The organism is Myxococcus sp. CA039A, assembly GCF_013336645.1.
GTDB classification, from domain to species: Bacteria; Myxococcota; Myxococcia; order Myxococcales; family Myxococcaceae; genus Myxococcus; species Myxococcus llanfairpwllgwyngyllgogerychwyrndrobwllllantysiliogogogochensis.
The window spans coordinates 1-15,413 of record NZ_JABUMQ010000277.1; the positions used below are offsets into that span (position 1 = coordinate 1).

At 69.5% G+C, this 15,413-nt stretch carries 17 protein-coding genes; 7 read left to right on the forward strand and 10 right to left on the reverse strand.

Annotation, left to right across the window (positions count from 1 at the left end):
- The 3 genes from HR086_RS34910 to HR086_RS34920 all read left to right on the forward strand — a co-directional run.
- Positions 1–950: hypothetical protein (locus HR086_RS34910; protein ID WP_174467802.1), on the forward strand; the 950-nt coding region annotated here is incomplete at its 5' end.
- A gap of 190 nt (positions 951–1,140) precedes the next feature.
- Positions 1,141–2,466: a magnesium transporter gene (mgtE, locus tag HR086_RS34915; protein ID WP_141645100.1), complete on the forward strand. Its 1,326-nt coding sequence runs from the start codon at positions 1,141–1,143 to the stop codon at positions 2,464–2,466.
- 35 nt (positions 2,467–2,501) lie between these two features.
- Positions 2,502–3,425 (forward strand): hypothetical protein, encoded by a 924-nt coding sequence (locus tag HR086_RS34920; protein ID WP_174460107.1) that lies wholly within the window; start codon positions 2,502–2,504, stop codon positions 3,423–3,425.
- 21 nt (positions 3,426–3,446) lie between these two features.
- Here the strand turns inward: HR086_RS34920 and HR086_RS34925 are convergent, their stop codons facing one another.
- Positions 3,447–4,355, reverse strand: a complete 909-nt coding sequence (locus tag HR086_RS34925) for a tetratricopeptide repeat protein (RefSeq protein WP_174457033.1) — start codon at positions 4,353–4,355, stop codon at positions 3,447–3,449.
- Positions 4,355–4,606, reverse strand: coding sequence for a hypothetical protein (locus HR086_RS34930; protein ID WP_246137398.1), 252 nt, complete (start codon positions 4,604–4,606; stop codon positions 4,355–4,357). The genes HR086_RS34925 and HR086_RS34930 overlap by 1 nt, the downstream gene beginning before the upstream one ends.
- Positions 4,607–4,781: 175 nt before the next feature.
- Here HR086_RS34930 and HR086_RS34935 point away from each other — a divergent pair, with 175 nt between their 5' ends.
- Positions 4,782–5,225 carry an NADAR family protein gene (locus tag HR086_RS34935; RefSeq protein ID WP_174457034.1) on the forward strand — a complete coding sequence of 148 codons (444 nt, stop codon included), beginning with the start codon at positions 4,782–4,784 and terminating at the stop codon, positions 5,223–5,225.
- 45 nt (positions 5,226–5,270) lie between these two features.
- Here the strand turns inward: HR086_RS34935 and HR086_RS48855 are convergent, their stop codons facing one another.
- Positions 5,271–6,596 (reverse strand): rhomboid family intramembrane serine protease, encoded by a 1,326-nt coding sequence (locus HR086_RS48855; protein WP_174467803.1) that lies wholly within the window; start codon positions 6,594–6,596, stop codon positions 5,271–5,273.
- 197 nt (positions 6,597–6,793) lie between these two features.
- Between HR086_RS48855 and HR086_RS34945 the strand changes: the two genes are divergently transcribed.
- From HR086_RS34945 to HR086_RS34955, 3 genes are read left to right on the forward strand one after another with little or no spacing between them, the layout of a single operon-like run.
- Positions 6,794–7,705 carry an alpha/beta fold hydrolase gene (locus tag HR086_RS34945; RefSeq protein WP_174467804.1) on the forward strand — a complete coding sequence of 304 codons (912 nt, stop codon included), beginning with the start codon at positions 6,794–6,796 and terminating at the stop codon, positions 7,703–7,705.
- Between the two features lie 39 nt (positions 7,706–7,744).
- Positions 7,745–8,815 carry a sensor histidine kinase gene (locus HR086_RS34950; RefSeq protein ID WP_174460111.1) on the forward strand — a complete coding sequence of 357 codons (1,071 nt, stop codon included), beginning with the start codon at positions 7,745–7,747 and terminating at the stop codon, positions 8,813–8,815.
- Positions 8,812–9,528: a LytTR family DNA-binding domain-containing protein gene (locus tag HR086_RS34955; protein WP_174460112.1), complete on the forward strand. Its 717-nt coding sequence runs from the start codon at positions 8,812–8,814 to the stop codon at positions 9,526–9,528. The genes HR086_RS34950 and HR086_RS34955 overlap by 4 nt, the downstream gene beginning before the upstream one ends.
- 8 nt (positions 9,529–9,536) lie before the next feature.
- On the opposite strand, the gene HR086_RS34960 is transcribed toward HR086_RS34955, so the two are convergent.
- The 7 genes from HR086_RS34960 to lspA (HR086_RS34990) form a co-directional block, all read right to left on the reverse strand.
- Positions 9,537–9,920: a hypothetical protein gene (locus HR086_RS34960; protein WP_217439225.1), complete on the reverse strand. Its 384-nt coding sequence runs from the start codon at positions 9,918–9,920 to the stop codon at positions 9,537–9,539.
- Between the two features lie 176 nt (positions 9,921–10,096).
- Positions 10,097–10,975 carry a hypothetical protein gene (locus HR086_RS34965; RefSeq protein WP_174460113.1) on the reverse strand — a complete coding sequence of 293 codons (879 nt, stop codon included), beginning with the start codon at positions 10,973–10,975 and terminating at the stop codon, positions 10,097–10,099.
- Positions 10,976–11,011: 36 nt separating this feature from the next.
- Positions 11,012–11,515: an HAD family hydrolase gene (locus HR086_RS34970; protein ID WP_141645089.1), complete on the reverse strand. Its 504-nt coding sequence runs from the start codon at positions 11,513–11,515 to the stop codon at positions 11,012–11,014.
- Between the two features lie 10 nt (positions 11,516–11,525).
- Complete coding sequence (locus tag HR086_RS34975; protein ID WP_174467805.1) at positions 11,526–12,656, reverse strand: MXAN_5187 C-terminal domain-containing protein; 1,131 nt, start codon at positions 12,654–12,656, stop codon at positions 11,526–11,528.
- Positions 12,657–12,697: 41 nt separating this feature from the next.
- Positions 12,698–14,005, reverse strand: coding sequence for a prolipoprotein diacylglyceryl transferase (locus tag HR086_RS34980; RefSeq protein WP_141645087.1), 1,308 nt, complete (start codon positions 14,003–14,005; stop codon positions 12,698–12,700).
- 117 nt (positions 14,006–14,122) lie between these two features.
- Positions 14,123–14,734, reverse strand: coding sequence for a signal peptidase II (lspA, locus tag HR086_RS34985; RefSeq protein WP_141645086.1), 612 nt, complete (start codon positions 14,732–14,734; stop codon positions 14,123–14,125).
- A gap of 33 nt (positions 14,735–14,767) precedes the next feature.
- Entirely contained in the window at positions 14,768–15,391 is a 624-nt protein-coding gene (gene lspA / locus HR086_RS34990) for a signal peptidase II (protein WP_141645085.1), read from the reverse strand.
- Between the last annotated feature and the right edge of the window lie 22 nt (positions 15,392–15,413).

A 15,413-nucleotide genomic window follows, 5' to 3' on the forward strand; every position in this document is an offset into this window, starting at 1 on the left:
CCCTGCCCCTGCCCCGGTGTGGCCAGCTCGAGCGCACCGCGCACGGCCTGTGGCTGTGTGACGGGGTCGCCTTGCGCAGCCCCTCCGACCGGCCCCTGCGGCTGGGCACCGGCGCCACGCCTCCCGATGTGGCCGTGTCGGGCAACGTCGTCTGGGTGGTGGGAGATGGGCGGGTGCGCCGGTACGTGGATACGGGCTCCGAATTGGAGCTGACGGGCTCGCTGCTGCTGAGCACGACGACGGGCGTGAAGGTCATCCAGTCGCGACTGGCCTCGGAGAACGAGCTGGTGGTCCTGGACGCCGAGCTCCTGCACCGCTTCGTCTTCACCGACACCGGGGTGCTTGAGTCCCCCACTCCCGCGTTCTGGGCGACAGGGCAGCCTCGGATACCCTTTGGCCTGGACAGCGCGGTGGGGCTGCTGGTGCGCGCGGCGGAGGACCAGGTGTTGGTGGTGAGTCAGCCCGGGCCGATCGACAACAGCACGGCCTGCGCCTTCAAGGTCGGAGCGGACGGGGCCTTCCTGCCCGAAAGCCTGCTGTGCGCTCTCGTACGCGGCAGACCCGTGGGGATGGAGGACGGCATCCTGTGGACCCAGGTCGGCGTCAACATCCCCACGTTGAACGCCGGACGCATGCTGCATCGCTGGGGCATCTCCGAGGGGCGGCTCGAGGAACGCAACGCGCTCATCCTGGATGCCTCCATCGCCGTGGCCGACGCGCCCCTCCGAGGGGGCTTCACCGTCCCCGCCCTGTACGCCGTCCCCCGGAAGGCCACCGCGCTGACACGGCCGAGGGTCCTCCCTGACAGGTCCGCGCTGGGGCTGGAGCTGATGCCCACCAACATGCCGCTCGCCGAGGGCGCTCGCGCCACCTCACCCCGCTTTCATTGGGGCGGAGACTCGCGCCCCACTGTCGGCTTCACCACGGTCTACGAGCAGGCCCTGCCCTGAATCCACCGGTCCGAGCCCCGGAAGCGACTGTCTGGGGCTCCCACGAACGGTCCACGGCCCCGGGCTGGTGACAGGTTCGGAAAAAGCGAGGGGAGATGGTTGCCTGCCTCTCGCAGTGCCCTCCGTGCGGGTGTAGAGAGGCCGGCGCGTCGCGACTGGCCGCGCGCTCCCACCCTCGGAGGCGAGCCCCATGATGGACAGCCCTCTCAGCGCCTCGCTCTCCATGGAGGAGCTCCATGAAGCGTGGCCGGTGCTCTCCATCGACGAGCGCCTGGAGGGCTTCCGCCTCTTGCCGACCGCGGTGGCGGACGACTTCTTCCTCGCCCTGTCCGCGCGCGAGCAGGCGGAACTCATCCTCCACCTCCCGACATCGGAGCGGCGCACGTGGGTGCGGCTGCTGCCCCCCGACGACCTGGCGGACCTGGTGCAGGCGGTGGAGCCCGAGGAGGCCGACGCCATCCTCGCGCAGCTCGACGACGCGAGCCGGCGCGAGGTCAACGTGCTGCTGGCCTACGCGGAGGACGACGCCGGCGGTCTGATGAACCCGCGCTTCGCCCGCGTGCGGCCGGACATGACCATCGACGAGGCCATCGGCTATCTGCGCAAGCAAGCGCGGGAGAAGGTGGAGACCGTCTACTACGCCTATGCGCTGGACGCGGAGCAGCGGCTGCAGGGCGTGCTCTCGTTGCGCCAGCTCTTCCAGGCCGCCAGCGACAAGAAGGTCGCGGACGTCATGCACCACGACGTCATCACGGTGTCGGAGAACACGGACCAGGAAGTGGTGAGCCAGCTCTTCGCCGAGCACGGCTTCATGGCCCTGCCCGTGCTCGACGAGCAGAACCGGATGAAGGGCATCGTCACGGTGGACGACATCGTCGACGTCGTCCAGGAAGAGGCCACCGAGGACATCCAGAAGGTCGGCGGCATGGAGGCCCTGGAGGCCCCCTACTTCGAGGTGGGCTTCTTCGGCATGCTGAAGAAGCGCATCGGCTGGCTGCTCGTCCTCTTCCTCGGACAGATGCTCACCGCCACGGCCATGAGCAGCTTCGAGGGCGCGATTGAGCGCGCGGTGGTGCTCAGCCTCTTCGTGCCGCTCATCATCTCCTCCGGCGGCAACTCCGGCAGCCAGGCCTCCACGCTCATCATCCGCGCGCTGGCGCTCGGCGAGATGCGGCTGAAGGACTGGTGGCGCGTGGCCCGGCGCGAAGTGCTCTCCGGCCTGGTGCTGGGCTTCGTGCTGGGCGCGGTGGGCCTGGGTCGCATCGTGTTGTGGCAGGAGGTATCCGGCGCCTATGGCGAGCACGCCTTCCTGCTGGGCTGCGCGGTGGCGCTCTCCGTGCTGGGCGTGGTGACGTTCGGAACGCTCGCGGGCTCCATGCTGCCCCTGGTGCTGCGCCGCTTCGGGTTCGACCCCGCGAGCGCCTCCGCGCCCTTCGTCGCCACGCTGGTGGACGTCAGCGGCGTGGTCATCTACTTCACCGTCGCCAGCCTCCTGCTGCGCGGCACGCTGCTCTAGAGGCGCGAGCCACATCCCTCGCGGGAGGTCCGGCCATGATTCGCACCACCCTTCGGCGCACCCTCACCCTGGAGGCCCCTGAGTCTCCGGGCCGCATCGCCCATGTCTCCGCCGCCAGTGGACTGGTGCGCGTGGGGGAGTGGCTCTACGTCGTCGCGGACGACTCGCTGCACCTGGCGACGTTCCCCGCGCGCGGAGACGCCCCGGGACGACTCGCGCGACTCTTCGCGGGCGAGCTGCCGGAGGAAACCCAGGCACGCAAGGCGGCCAAGCCCGACCTGGAGGTGCTCTGCGCGCTGGGGCCCTTCGCCGGGGCACCTCATGGGGCCCTGCTCGCGTTGCCGTCGGGCTCCTCCTCCGTGCGCATGCGCGGCGCCGTGCTGCCGTTGAGCGCGGAGGGAGCGCTCGCGGGCGAGGCGCGCACGGTGGACTGCTCGGCGCTGTACCAGCAGATTGGCCGGGAGCTGGGCTCGCTCAACATCGAGGGCGCGGCGATGGTGGGCAGCCGCCTGCGGCTGTTGCAGCGGGGCAATGGGGACGCGGGCGTGGACGCGCTCGTGGACCTGGACCGCGAGCGCGCGCTGCGCGGAATCGAAGTGGGCGCGCTGGGTCCGGAGGTGCTGCGCACGATTCGGCGCTGGGACCTGGGCCACGCCGGCGGGGTGCGGCTGTCCTTCACCGATGCGTCACCGCTGCCGGATGGGCGGCTCGTCTTCACCGCGACGGCCGAGGACACCCGGAATGCCTACGCGGATGGCCCGGTGGCGGGCTCCGCGGTGGGGCTGCTGGCGCCGGATGGGACGCCGCTGTTCCTGGACTCGGTGGACGCGAAGGTGAAGCTGGAGGGCGTGGACGCGCGGGTGGAAGGTGGCCGCGTGCACCTGCTGCTGGTGGCGGACGCGGATGACCCGACGGTGGCGGCGCCCCTGCTGGAGGCGGTGCTGGACGTACCGGCGTAGGCGCCCTGGATGGGCCCCTCGTCAGTCGTGCTCGTGCGCCGCCTCTTCGGGCCTGCCGCCCACGGCTTCGAGCGAGGAGCGCGCGGGACGGGCCCGGTCGAAGGCCACCTCACGCTCGCCCACACCCTCCGCCGTGGTGTTGGCGATGCGCTTGCGCGCACGGGCGATGTAGTCCTGCACGAGCGTCGGGTCCGGGTGCGTCTTCAGCGTCTCCACCCAGGTCTCGATGGCCTTCTCGTGCTCGCCCGCATCCGAGCGCAGCTTGCCCATCTCGAAGAGGGCGTGCGGGGACAGCTCCGAGTCCGGGAAGCGCGTGCGCAGGTCCGCGAAGGCGCGCGAGGCCTCCTGACGTCGGCCCTCCATCATCGCGATGGCCTGCGCCTGGAGGAACAGGGTGTCGTCCACGAAGACGCTGGTGGCGAAGCGCTCGACGAGGCGGCGCGTCTCCAGCTCACACTGCTGATAGTCGCCCAGCTCGAAGTAGAGCTTGCCCACCTGGTAGTGCAGCTCCGCGCCTTGCGGAGGATTGCGCTGGAGCGCGGCGGTGAGCTGGTCGATGGCGCCGCGCAGGTCGCGGTAGTGCACCCGCAGCAGCTCCGCGAGGATGATGCGGGCCTCGAGTGCCTCGGGGGACTCGGGGCACTGTTGGATGAGCTCGCGGTAGACGCCCACGGCTTCCTTCACCTTGCGCTGCTCCAGCCAGTAGACGTCGGCGGCGCCCTTCAGCGAGCGGGCGCGCAACACGAGCGCCTCCGGCGAGCTGTCGTGGCGCAGCATGTCGAACGCCTTGCGGTATTCGACGAGGGCCTCGTCGGGACGCTTCTCGAAGATGGCGTCGCGGGCTCTCTGGAGGTGGTCGACAGGCTTGTCGCGACGACACCCGGCGCCCGCCAGGGCCAACGCGACGAGGGCGAACCGGAGCGCCCGCACTAGCACTTCTCCGGAGTGACGGTGACGCACCGCGAATCCTCGCAGCTCACACACTCGGCGATGGGCGAGACGTCGGTGACGCACACGTCGACGCGGGAGGTGCGAGGGCAGTCCTCGGACGTGACACAGCGGAAGACGCTCCCGTCTTCACGGGTGACGTCCTGGGCCGTGGAACCGCAGACTTCCAGGTCGTTGCATCCCAGCAACCCCGCTCCGATGGCGGCGAGGACTGCGTGCGTGGCGCGTCTCACGGCGGCGGTTCTACCTGGATTCGCCCACGCCGTCACGGAACGGTGTGTCTGCTCGTCTGCCTACCGGGAGACCCCTTGCACCCTCACCACAGACGGTGAAGCCTGAAAAGCAAGCGTGTCACGAAGTACCCGGCACAATGCCGGTAGGATTTGGCTCACACCCAGGTGAATCAACATGACCGAGGCCATCCACTTCTACAGCGTCACCGACGACCACGGCTGGTGCTCGAACTTCGCGCCCTACCCCATCAAGCTGGGTGGCAAGACGTGGCCCACCAGCGAGCACTACTTCCAGGCCCGGAAGTTCGAAGACCCCACGGACGAAGAAGCCATCCGACAAGCCCGGACCCCGATGCTCGCGGCCCGCCTGGGCAGGGACCGCAAGCGCAAACTCCGACGAGACTGGGAGTCCATCAAGGTCTCCATCATGCGCGAGGCCGTGCGCGCCAAGTTCACCCAACACGAGGACCTCACCCGGCTCCTGCTGGAGACCGGCGACGCGAAGCTCGTCGAGCACACCGACCAGGATGACTACTGGGGCGACGGCGGAGATGGCCGCGGCAAGAACATGCTGGGCCGCATCCTCATGGAGATTCGAGAAGAGCTGCGCGCACGGTAGGGCACCCCGAGTTCCTCTCCTCCCTGGGCCCGTCACTCGCCTGAATCAAGGCCAGTGCATCGATGCCAGGTCCTCGCGAAAGCCCGCCGCGAAGACAAGACTCACCACCACCGCGCCCAGTGCCAACAAGGACACCGCGCCCGCCCACCGCGTCCCAGGGGGCGTCGCGTCCTCACGCCGCCACACCCGCGCGAGCCCCAGCCCCACCACGCCTCCCGCGAGGGCGCCTCCCACGTGCGCCGCGAAGTCGACCTGATTCCCCGTGCGCGACACTGCGATGGGAATCAGTGAAGGCACCAGCAGCCGCAGCGCCATCATCTGAACCTCCACACGGCCCGGCCCCACGGGCAGACGTCGGCTCACCGCCAACACCGCCGCCAGGAGCCCCATCAGTGCCCCCGACGCGCCCACCGACACCACCGCATCCCCATTGAGAGCCATCGACAACGCCCCGCCGCCCAGCGCGCTCACGACGAGCAACACCCCCAGCCACGCTCGGCCCACCATGCTCTCCAGCACCATCGCCCCAAACCAGAGGCAGAAGCCGTTGAGCAGCAGGTGGATGAGGTCTCCATGCAGCAGCGGCGCCAGGAACAGCCGCCACCACTGCCCATGCTCCAGCACCAGCCCCGAGACCAATCCTCCCAATCCCACCAGTGTCTGGAGACCCGGCGCGAGCAGCCCCGTGCCCGGTGAGCCCACAGCGAAGAGGTGCTCCGCCGCGAAGCCAAGCGCCAGCGCCACCAGCAACGCCACCGTCAGCACCGGCTTGCGCTCGACGGCCTCCGCGACCTCGACCTCCTGCCCCTCCACCACGCGAGGCTCCCGGAGCAACCCTCGCACGTAGCCACGCGACACCATCGCGCGCCGCCACGTGTTCGCCCACACCTCGCCAGAAGACACGTCCACGTGCATCGCATGCAGGTGGACCTTGTTGAACATGCCGAGCCGGTGACGCTCCAACCGCTCCTGGTCCTCCCGCGTCGCGGGCCCGCTCCCTACTTCGATGAGCTGAAGGCCCACGGGAAGCTTCGTCCCACTCACCGTGCCCGAGTAGTGCAGACACGCCTTGCCCACACGTTCCAGCGCCGAGGTCTCCAACGAGAAGCGCCGCGAGGGCTCACGCTCCCGGTCCACGATGCAGACGATGACGCATGAGTACCCGTCCGAATACGTGAGCACCGCGTCCGACACATCGACCAACTCCGCCGCCTCTGTATGCGTGCCGGGCTGAAAGCCCTTGTCGGCCATCAACCGCCGCGCCAGGTACTCCGCGAACGGCGGTCCGGAAGTCACCGCGGCGGGCGGCGCGGGCACCTGCCCTGTCAACGCTTCCTCGGAGGCGGACTGCGTGGAAGGTGGCGGCGACACAGCGGTTCCTTTCCCAAAGCCCTGACCGATGAGCCTGCACGAGAAGCCCGTCTCCACGCCAGCCGCCCGGCCCCTCCACCACTCATCCCGCACCAGAACCGCTCATGGAGTATCCGGGGCTCCTGGCTGCCCGGCGCGTACCTTCTTCCTCGCCCGGCACCGCCATCCCGGCGGCGTCCAGTTCGTGGGAGTCCTCCATGTCTCGTGCCCTCCTCCTGGCGGCGTTCGTCGCCGTGCCCCTCATCTTCGGCTGCGCCACCACCTCCGGCGCCAGCAGCGCCGCCACTCCCACTGCGCCCTTCGCGGTGAAGCGCTCCGGACAGGGCCAGCCCGTGCTGTTCATCCCCGGTCTCGCGTCGTCGGGCGAGGTGTGGGAGGAGACGGTCGCCAGGCTCCAGACTCAGTACGACTGCCACGTCTTCACGCTCGCCGGCTTCGCGGGCCAGCCGTCGGTCCCCGCGCCCTTCCTGCCCACCATGCGGCGCGCGCTCGCCGAGTACATCCGCGCGCAGGGATTGAAGAAGCCCATCATCGTCGGACACAGCCTGGGCGGTGCGCTGGCGCTCGGCCTCGCCGCCGACGCACCGGACCTGGTGGGCGGCATCTTCATCGTGGACAGCGTGCCCTTCCTGCCCGCCTTGATGTACCCGGGCGCCACCGTGGAGACCTCGAAGCCGTTCGCCGAGCAGTTCCGCACCCAGATGCGCATGCAGACCGTGGAGCAGCGCAGCCAGGGCTCGCGTCACGCGCTTCAGGTCTACATCTCCGATGAGGCACGACGAGAGGTCGCCGCGCGCTGGGGCGCGGACTCGGACCCGGAGACCGTGACGCAGGCGATGTACGAGATGAGCATCACCGACCTGCGTCCGGAGCTGTCGCGCATCACCGCGCCCACCTTCGTGCTCGGCTCGTGGGTGGCCTTCGAGGGTCGTGTCCCGCGCGAGGCCGTGGAGGCCAACTATCGCGGCCAGTACCAGACCCTCACCACCGCGCGTGTCGTCATGCACGACACGGCCCGGCACTTCATCATGTGGGACGACCCCCAGGGCTTCCTCGCCACGCTGGAGGGCTTCCTGAAGACCCCCGCTCCCGTGGAGTCACGGCGCTGAGCGTGGTGAACTCTGGTCCCACGCAAGGCAGGAGCTCGCATGTCATCCCGACGCGCCAAGGTGTATGCGGCCTGCCAGGTGGGCGGCTGGGGCCTCTACGGTCTCGTGAACATCCTGCTGACCCTCCTCACGGTGGTGGCCCTGTCGCGAGGCACGGAGCAACTGCTGCCCCGCTCGTTGTGGACCCTCGCGATGAGTCTCTCGGGCGGAGTCATCACGCACTTCGCCCGAGCCCCGCTGAACCTTCGCGCGTGGGTGCGACTCCCGCTGCTTCGCCTGGCGCCACGCGTCGTCCTCGCGTGCGTGGGACTGGGCGCAATCCAGCAGGCCGTGGGCCTCTTCCTCGCCTACCCCGTGCTCGGCCTCTACAAGCCCGAGGACTTCTCCTTCGCCTTCGCCATCACCGGCGTCTCGTTCTGGGCCGTGGTGATGCTGATGTGGCTGCTGACCTACTTCACCGTCCACTTCGTGGACCGGGCCCGCACCATGGAGCGCGAGCGCTGGCAACAGCAGGCCGCGGCCCAGACGGCGGAGCTGCGCTTCCTCAAGGCCCAGCTCCAACCCCACTTCCTCTTCAACTGTCTCAACAGCGTGCGCGCCCTCATCGTCGAGGACCCCGCCCGCGCGCAGCAGGCCGTGACGCGCCTGTCCTCCCTGCTCCGCCACGCCCTCTCCGCGCGCGGCCCCGAGACGGTGCCACTGTCCCAGGAGCTCCAGGTGGTGCGTGACTACCTGAGCCTGGAGGCCATCCGGCTCGACGAACGCCTTCGCGTGCGCGAGGACGTGGCCCCGGAAGCGCTCGACATCCCCGTGCCCGCCATGCTGGTCCAGACGCTGGTGGAGAACGCCATCAAGCACGGCATCGCGCGGACTCCGGAAGGTGGCGAAGTGAGCCTGTTCGCCCACGTTCACGGAGGCGCGCTGCTGTTGGAGGTGGCCAATACCGCCGCGCCTCTCGGCACTCCCACCGCGCCCCACTCCAACGGCGTGGGCCTCCACAACGCGAGCGAGCGACTGCGCCTGCTGTGCGGCGCCCACGCCTCGCTCCTGCTCGACCAGACACATGCGGCGCTCACCACGGCGCGCGTCCGGATTCCCCTGCCCTCATGAGAGTCCTCATCGTCGACGACGAACGACTGGCCCGCGCCGAGCTGCGCCGACTGCTGGCCGCCTTCCCTGACGTGGAGGTGGTGGGTGAAGCCACCCACGTGGAAGACGCCTGCCGACAGGTGGAGGCCCTGGAGCCGGACCTGCTGCTGCTCGACATCCAGATGCCAGGCGGTACGGGCTTCGACGTGCTGGCCCGACTCGACGAGCCTCCGGACGTCATCTTCACCACCGCGTATGACGCCCATGCGGTGCGTGCGTTCTCCGTCAACGCGCTCGACTACCTGCTCAAGCCCATCGAGGCGGAGCGGCTCGCCGAGGCCCTGGAGCGGGTACGCCAGCGCGGCGGCCATGTACCGCACGCGCCTTCACGCACCCAGGACGCATCCCTGGAGCGGGTCTTCGTTCGAGACGGTGAGCGCTGCTGGCTGGTGCAGCTCGCGCAGGTGCCGCTCATCACCTCCGAGGGCAACTACGCCCGGCTGCACCTGGAGGGACATCAGCCGCTGCTCTTGCGCTCGCTGAGCTACCTGGAAGAGAAGCTGGACCCGGCGCGCTTCTTCCGCGCCAGTCGCCAGCACCTCATCAACCTCGACTTCGTCGAGACCCTGGAGCCCGGCCCCGGAGGCACGCTGGTGGCGCGCCTGCGCGGAGGCACCGAGGTGGAGATGTCACGCCGTCAATCCCAGCGCTTCCGTGAGCGCATGAGCCTCTGAAGCGCGCGTCAGTTGGCGCCACGCTGGCGCTTGGACGACTTGCCGGAGGTGAGCACCGTGTCCACCGCGGCCACGCTGCTGCGACGCCGCATCTGCTTCACGCGCTCTTCCATCTTCTCGTAGTGCTTCATGCGCGCCAGCATGTGCGGTTCCGAAGTCTGACAATGCAGCTGCGTCACTTCCTGGTGACGACGCCCCATCTCCTGCCACGTCTGGAGCATGGCCTGGTTGCCCAGGAGCCGCTCCTCGACATTGTCCAACACCGCGTCCAGCTGCTCGGCTTCCGCCTCCAACGCCGCGAGCCGCTCCTGGGACTCTTCCGAGGGCGTCGAGCACCCCGTGGTCACCGAGAGGCCCACCACCACCACCGACAGCCCGAGCCACCTCTGCATCCCCACATCGCCTCCCACGTGTCTCGCGCCATCCGCAAGCCTCTCGCGCGAAACCCAAACTAGGGAGGCCCCCCTGACGCGACAACCCGTGCGGGCAAGCGACCCGGCGGACTTTTCACGAAGTGACGATTCTCAACACCGCGGCGCGGGTTGGCGGCGGTGCCAACGCCCTCTTTTCACTCTCGAAGCGCTGGCACATGTACGCCGAGCACGGTGAGCATCGCCCACCAACCGAGAACAGTCCCCGCGCCCGCGCCAAGGACGGGCACAGGAAAGTTTCCGAAGAACGTCGAGCCCACCAGCGCGGCGAAATACAGGACGAAGGCGACGCCCAGTCGCGCGGTCCGCGAATCCCGACTCCGCGCCGCGAGGAGTCCCGGGAGCAACAACCCCGTCATCGCGGCAATCGCCAGGAACACCCCCAGCGCGCCTCGCGAAACGATGAGCACGAGGATGCGCTCCACATGGTCGACCGGAGCGAGCGGGTCGCTCCGCGTCCAGGTGACGACCGCGAGCCCCAGCATCCCCATCGCGATGGGGATGCCCATGCGCCTGTTCACGAAGTCGCCCCCCACCAGCAACGGCAGCGTCGCGAGCGCGAGCGCCGTGGCCTGCGAGGCATCCGGTTGCAGGAGGTGAAATCCCTGCACCAACACCATGAGCCCGCACGCGAGCCACGGAGGCCAGCCCCCGCGAGACGCGACGCCGAGCAACAGCCACGGCAGGAAGGCCGCTGACGCGTTGACTCGCACGGGCCCCAGCGACCACCAGCGATGAACACCCTCCAGCCCCGGCGCGGCCAACGTCGCGGCGATGGCGAGACACGCGAGCACGGGGAGCACGCGCTCCGCCCGGCGATGCGACTCCCACGGGCCCCGCGTCAGCAGCATGAAGCCCGCGCCGCCCAACACGATGGCCACGAGGTTCGGAAGAAACGCGGCGGGACGGACACCGTGAGCACTCGCCGCCCAGAGGCCGACGCAAGTCGCGAAGACGGGCGCGACGAACCACCAGGGCCGGGAGACCTTCATCACGCCCACGGGCTTCTCATCCAAGTCCCCTCGCCTCCGTCCACGCAGGCCCGCGAGTGGCTACGGCCGGTGACGAAGGATGAACTCACACACTTCGCGCGCGGCACCGAAGCCCGCGGGCTTCTGGGCGACGTAATGCACCTGCGCGCGCACCTCGTCGGGGGCCTCGGGCGGCGCGGAGGAGAAGCCCACGGCCTTGAGCAGCGGCAGGTCCACCACCTCGTCACCCATGTAGCCGCAGTGCTCCGCGGAGACGTTCAGCAGCGCCAGGAGCTTCTCGAAGTGCGCCACCTTGTCCTGGCTGCCGAAGTGCACGTGTTTGATGCCCAGCGACTGCATGCGCATCTGGGCGGACAGGCTGTCGCCCCCGGAGATGGCGGCCACCTCGATGCCCACCTCCTGGAGTCGCTTGATGCCCATGCCATCCCGCACGCTGTACATCTGCGTCCAGCCGGAGTTGGGCACCCAGAAGATGCGTCCGTCGGTGAGCGTCCCGTCGATGTCGAAAATCATCACCGACAGACGCGCCACCCGCGCCTTGAGCGATTCCAGGTTCTGATTCATCGCGAGCGGCCTACTTCGGCACGGCCTTGAGCGAGGCCTTGCCGTCCTTGATGACGACCTTGAACTCCACCGCCTTGGCGTTGTGCTGCTTGAGCAGCTCCGGCACCTGCTTGCGCAGCGTCGCCGCCACCGACTCGTAGGAGATTTTCGAGGTGTCTTCCTGGCACCGCCGCTTCGCGGTGACATACGCGTCGTACACCGCGCGCAGCTTGTCGTCCGACATGCCTCCGCCACCCGCCGAGGGAGGCTTGGGCGCCGCCGAAGCCACCGGAGCCGGAGGCCGGCTGGGCGCCGTCACAGCAGGCACGGAGGACGGACGCGCCGGGGGAACGGTGGTGCCCGCCGGCTTCGCGGCGGCCATGCCCGGAGGCACCGTCGCGGTACCCCTCGCCGGAGTGCCACCCACCGGCGACGTAATCGTGGGCAGTCCGCGCGGAGGCGTTCCCGTCACCGGCGCCACGGTGGGCTGGCCACGAGGGGGCGTTCCCGTCACCGGCGCCACCGAAGGCATTCCACTCGAAGTCAGCGGCGCCACACCCGGCACGCCCGCTCGCGACGCGGGCGCCATGGCGGGTGCCACCGAAGGCACCGCGGAAGACCCGCGCGCGGGCATGGCCGAAGCGGCGGCGGCGATACCGGCCAGCTGCGGCTCGTTGGTGGGGCGGGGGCGGAGCACTTCCTCCACCTCCTCGAAGTCCATGTCGGAGATGTCCTCCGGCAGCTCCACCACGCCCTTCTTCGCGTCACTGCTGGAAGACGTGCCGCGCACCTCCGCGCGACGGCGGGCCTTGAACAAGTCCCTCTTGTACGTGCCCGCCTCGATTTCCTGCAGCGTGCGCGTCCAGAGCCGCTCGTACGTGAGGTACTTGCCGTGGATGCTCCCGACGCGGAACTTCGCGGCGGTGCTGCGGATGAAGCCGGTCTTCAGCCGCATCACCCGCTTCTTGAAGTCGTCGTGGGCCCGCGTGGGCGGATGACGCTCGTTGCCCAGGAAGTACTGCTCGTAGAGGTTGCGGAGCACGGCCAGCTCCGCCTCCAGCGCCTCACACTCCTGGAGGACGGCCTCACTGGAGCTGCTGTCCGCCTGGGGCTTGCCAGCGAAGGACTTCGAAGCGGACTGTCGGGCGTCGGGGGGAGGCATGACTCCTCAGAGTGTCCCCAACCCGCGCCCGGGGATCAACCTCACGCCGCAGACGGTGTCGGCCCCAGACCGCCCGCCGCCTCGCCGGCCCCTCGCCGCCCCTTCTGGTAGAGCAGCACGGCGCCAAAAGCGAACATGCACAGCGAGATGAACTGACTGGTGGAGACGTTGTACCAGGCCTCCAGCGGCACCGCGCCCGCCAGGCCCTGGGCCCCCAACGACTCCAGGAGCCCGTGCAGGGTGCCGCGCTCCACGTCCCCGCGGAACAATTCCACCGTGCTGCGCAGCACCGCGTAGGACATCAGCCACAGGGCGAAAATCTGCCCGTGGAAGCGCCGGAAGCGCCGCGCATACAAGAGCCCCACGAAGAGGACCAGCTGGCCCACCGACTCGAACAACTGGGTGGGGTAGACACCCAGGGTGTGGCCGTGCTGGACCACCCAGTCGGAGATGCGCATCGCATCGGGCGCCGCCTGGTGCAGAATCTGCCCCGTCGCCTCCACCACGAAGCGCGAGTCCTCCAGCTGCGAGGAGTAGGCGAGGCTCGACGAGCTGCCCACCCGCCCGAGCAGGTCCTGCGCCAGCCCCGGCCCCGGGAAGTGCACGGCGGTGGCCGCGTGCGAGGGCGCCACATCCCCCCAGCAGCACCCCGCGCTGAAGCAGCCCAGCCGGCCCAGACACTGGCCCAGCGACACGGTGGGGATGCACACATCCGCCAGCCGCAGGAAGTCCATGCCGGACGAGCGCGCGAAGAACCAGGCCGCCACGGCCGCGCCGATGAGCCCCCCGTAGAAGACGAGGCCTCCGCCCAGCGACAACACCTGCGTCCAGTCCCGCGCGTAGTCCTTCCAGTTGACCAGGATGAAGAGCAGCCGGCTGCCACCGATGCCGCCAATGAGCACCCAGAAGGCCATGTCCATCACCTGCTCGCGCTTCTTGGGCCCCTCCACATCCACCCACTGGCCCTCCACGAGCTTCACCTTGCGCCACTCGTCCTGCGCCAGCCGCCCCGCCACCGTCAGCGCGGTGATGAAGCCAGACGCCAGGAGCACGCCGTAGGTGTGCAGCGGGATGCCCTCGCCCTTGCCCCCGGGGAAGGCGTCGGCGGGCAGCGCGTACTTCAGGCCGAACCACGCCAGCCCCGCACCCGCGACGCCGAAACCCAGCGCGCGCAACAGCTTGTCGGTGGAGTTCGTCGCGGCCCGCGTGCCCGTCTTCGGGTCCAGCACGCCCTGCGCGCCTCGCCACCCGTTGAAGGCGATGTAGCCCACCGTGCCCACGGCGACCGCGTACAGCAACAGCTGCGTCCAGAGGCTGGTGAACGTGAAGCGGATGAGGACGGGGAGCATGGAGACCTGCCGGAAGGCGAAAGGGGCGGCGCGGCGCGAAGGCTACCCCTGTCGCGCCGCCAGGCAAGGCGAGGGGGCCCGCCGGTCCGCCCGGCTGCCCTCCCGGGAGGCTTTGCTTCAGGCGGCCTTGGACTCGGCCGGTGCGGGCTTCTCCTTGCGGACGAAGGCGTCCACGAGCAGCAGCCCCACGCCCACGCAGATGGCCGCGTCGGCGACGTTGAACGAAGGCCACGCGGCCTTGTCGAACCAGTGGGCTTCCAGGAAGTCGATGACGAAGCCCCGGGCCAGCCGGTCGATGTAGTTGCCCAGCGCGCCACCCAGCACGAGCGGCAGGCCCCACAGCGCCCACTTCTCCTCCGGGTCCGAGCCGGACAGCTTGCGGAAGTAGAAGACGATGAGGACGACCGCGCCCAGGCTCACCACGTGGAAGAGCGGCCCGCGCTTCTCCGGGGACAGGCTGCGGAACAGGCCCCACGCGGCGCCCGGGTTCTCCGCGTAGCGCAGGCGGAAGAAGGAGTCGGCCACCTCGATGCTGCGACGGGGCCGGTAGTGCAGCCCGTCGAAGCCCTGCGGGGGCGGCTCGCCGAACATGGCGCCCAGGCGCCCGCCCAGCGTCTCCTGCCCTTGCATCTGGGAGGTCAGCTCACGGACGACGAGGTACTTCGTCCACTGGTCCAGGACGATGACGCCCAGGGCGACGGCGATGAGGATGACGTATTTGCGAGGCACGCCCGGGGGCTTACACCACCGGGCCCCCGCCCGTCACGGATTGGGGCTCTGGGTGAGGGGCGCCGCGACGGCCTCCGGGCGGCGCACCTTGAGCGAGTCCAGCAGCATGAAGGCCACACCCACGCAGATGGCCGCGTCCGCCACGTTGAAGGTGGGCCAGCGCATGCCTGGCTGGTTGCGCCAATGCCAGTCGATGAAGTCGATGACGTAGCCGCGAATCAGCCGGTCCGCGAAGTTGCCCAGCGCGCCGCCAGTGATGAGCGCCAGCGCCACTCGCACCATCTTCTGGTCCAGCGAGGTGCGGCGGTACATCAGGAAGATGAAGGCCAGCGCCGCCACGCTCACCACGTGGAAGAACGCGCGCCGCACACCGTCCGGCAGGTTCGCGAACAGGCCCCACGCCGCGCCCGGGTTCTCCACGTAGCGGAAGTGCCAGTAGTCCTCGATGAAGCGATAGGGCCGCGTCACCCGCCGCTCACCCTGGGGCGGTGGGTCATTGTCCAGGTTGTGCTGGGTGAGGAAGCCCGTCACCCGGGACACCCCTTCCCGCCCATCCAGGGCATCCGTCAGCCGGGACACAGCCAGATATTTGGTCACCTGGTCGGCGACGAGCACCGTGGTGGCCACGAGGAGGAGGAGGCGTAGGGAAGCTTTCATGAGGCGTCCCAATCCTCTAACC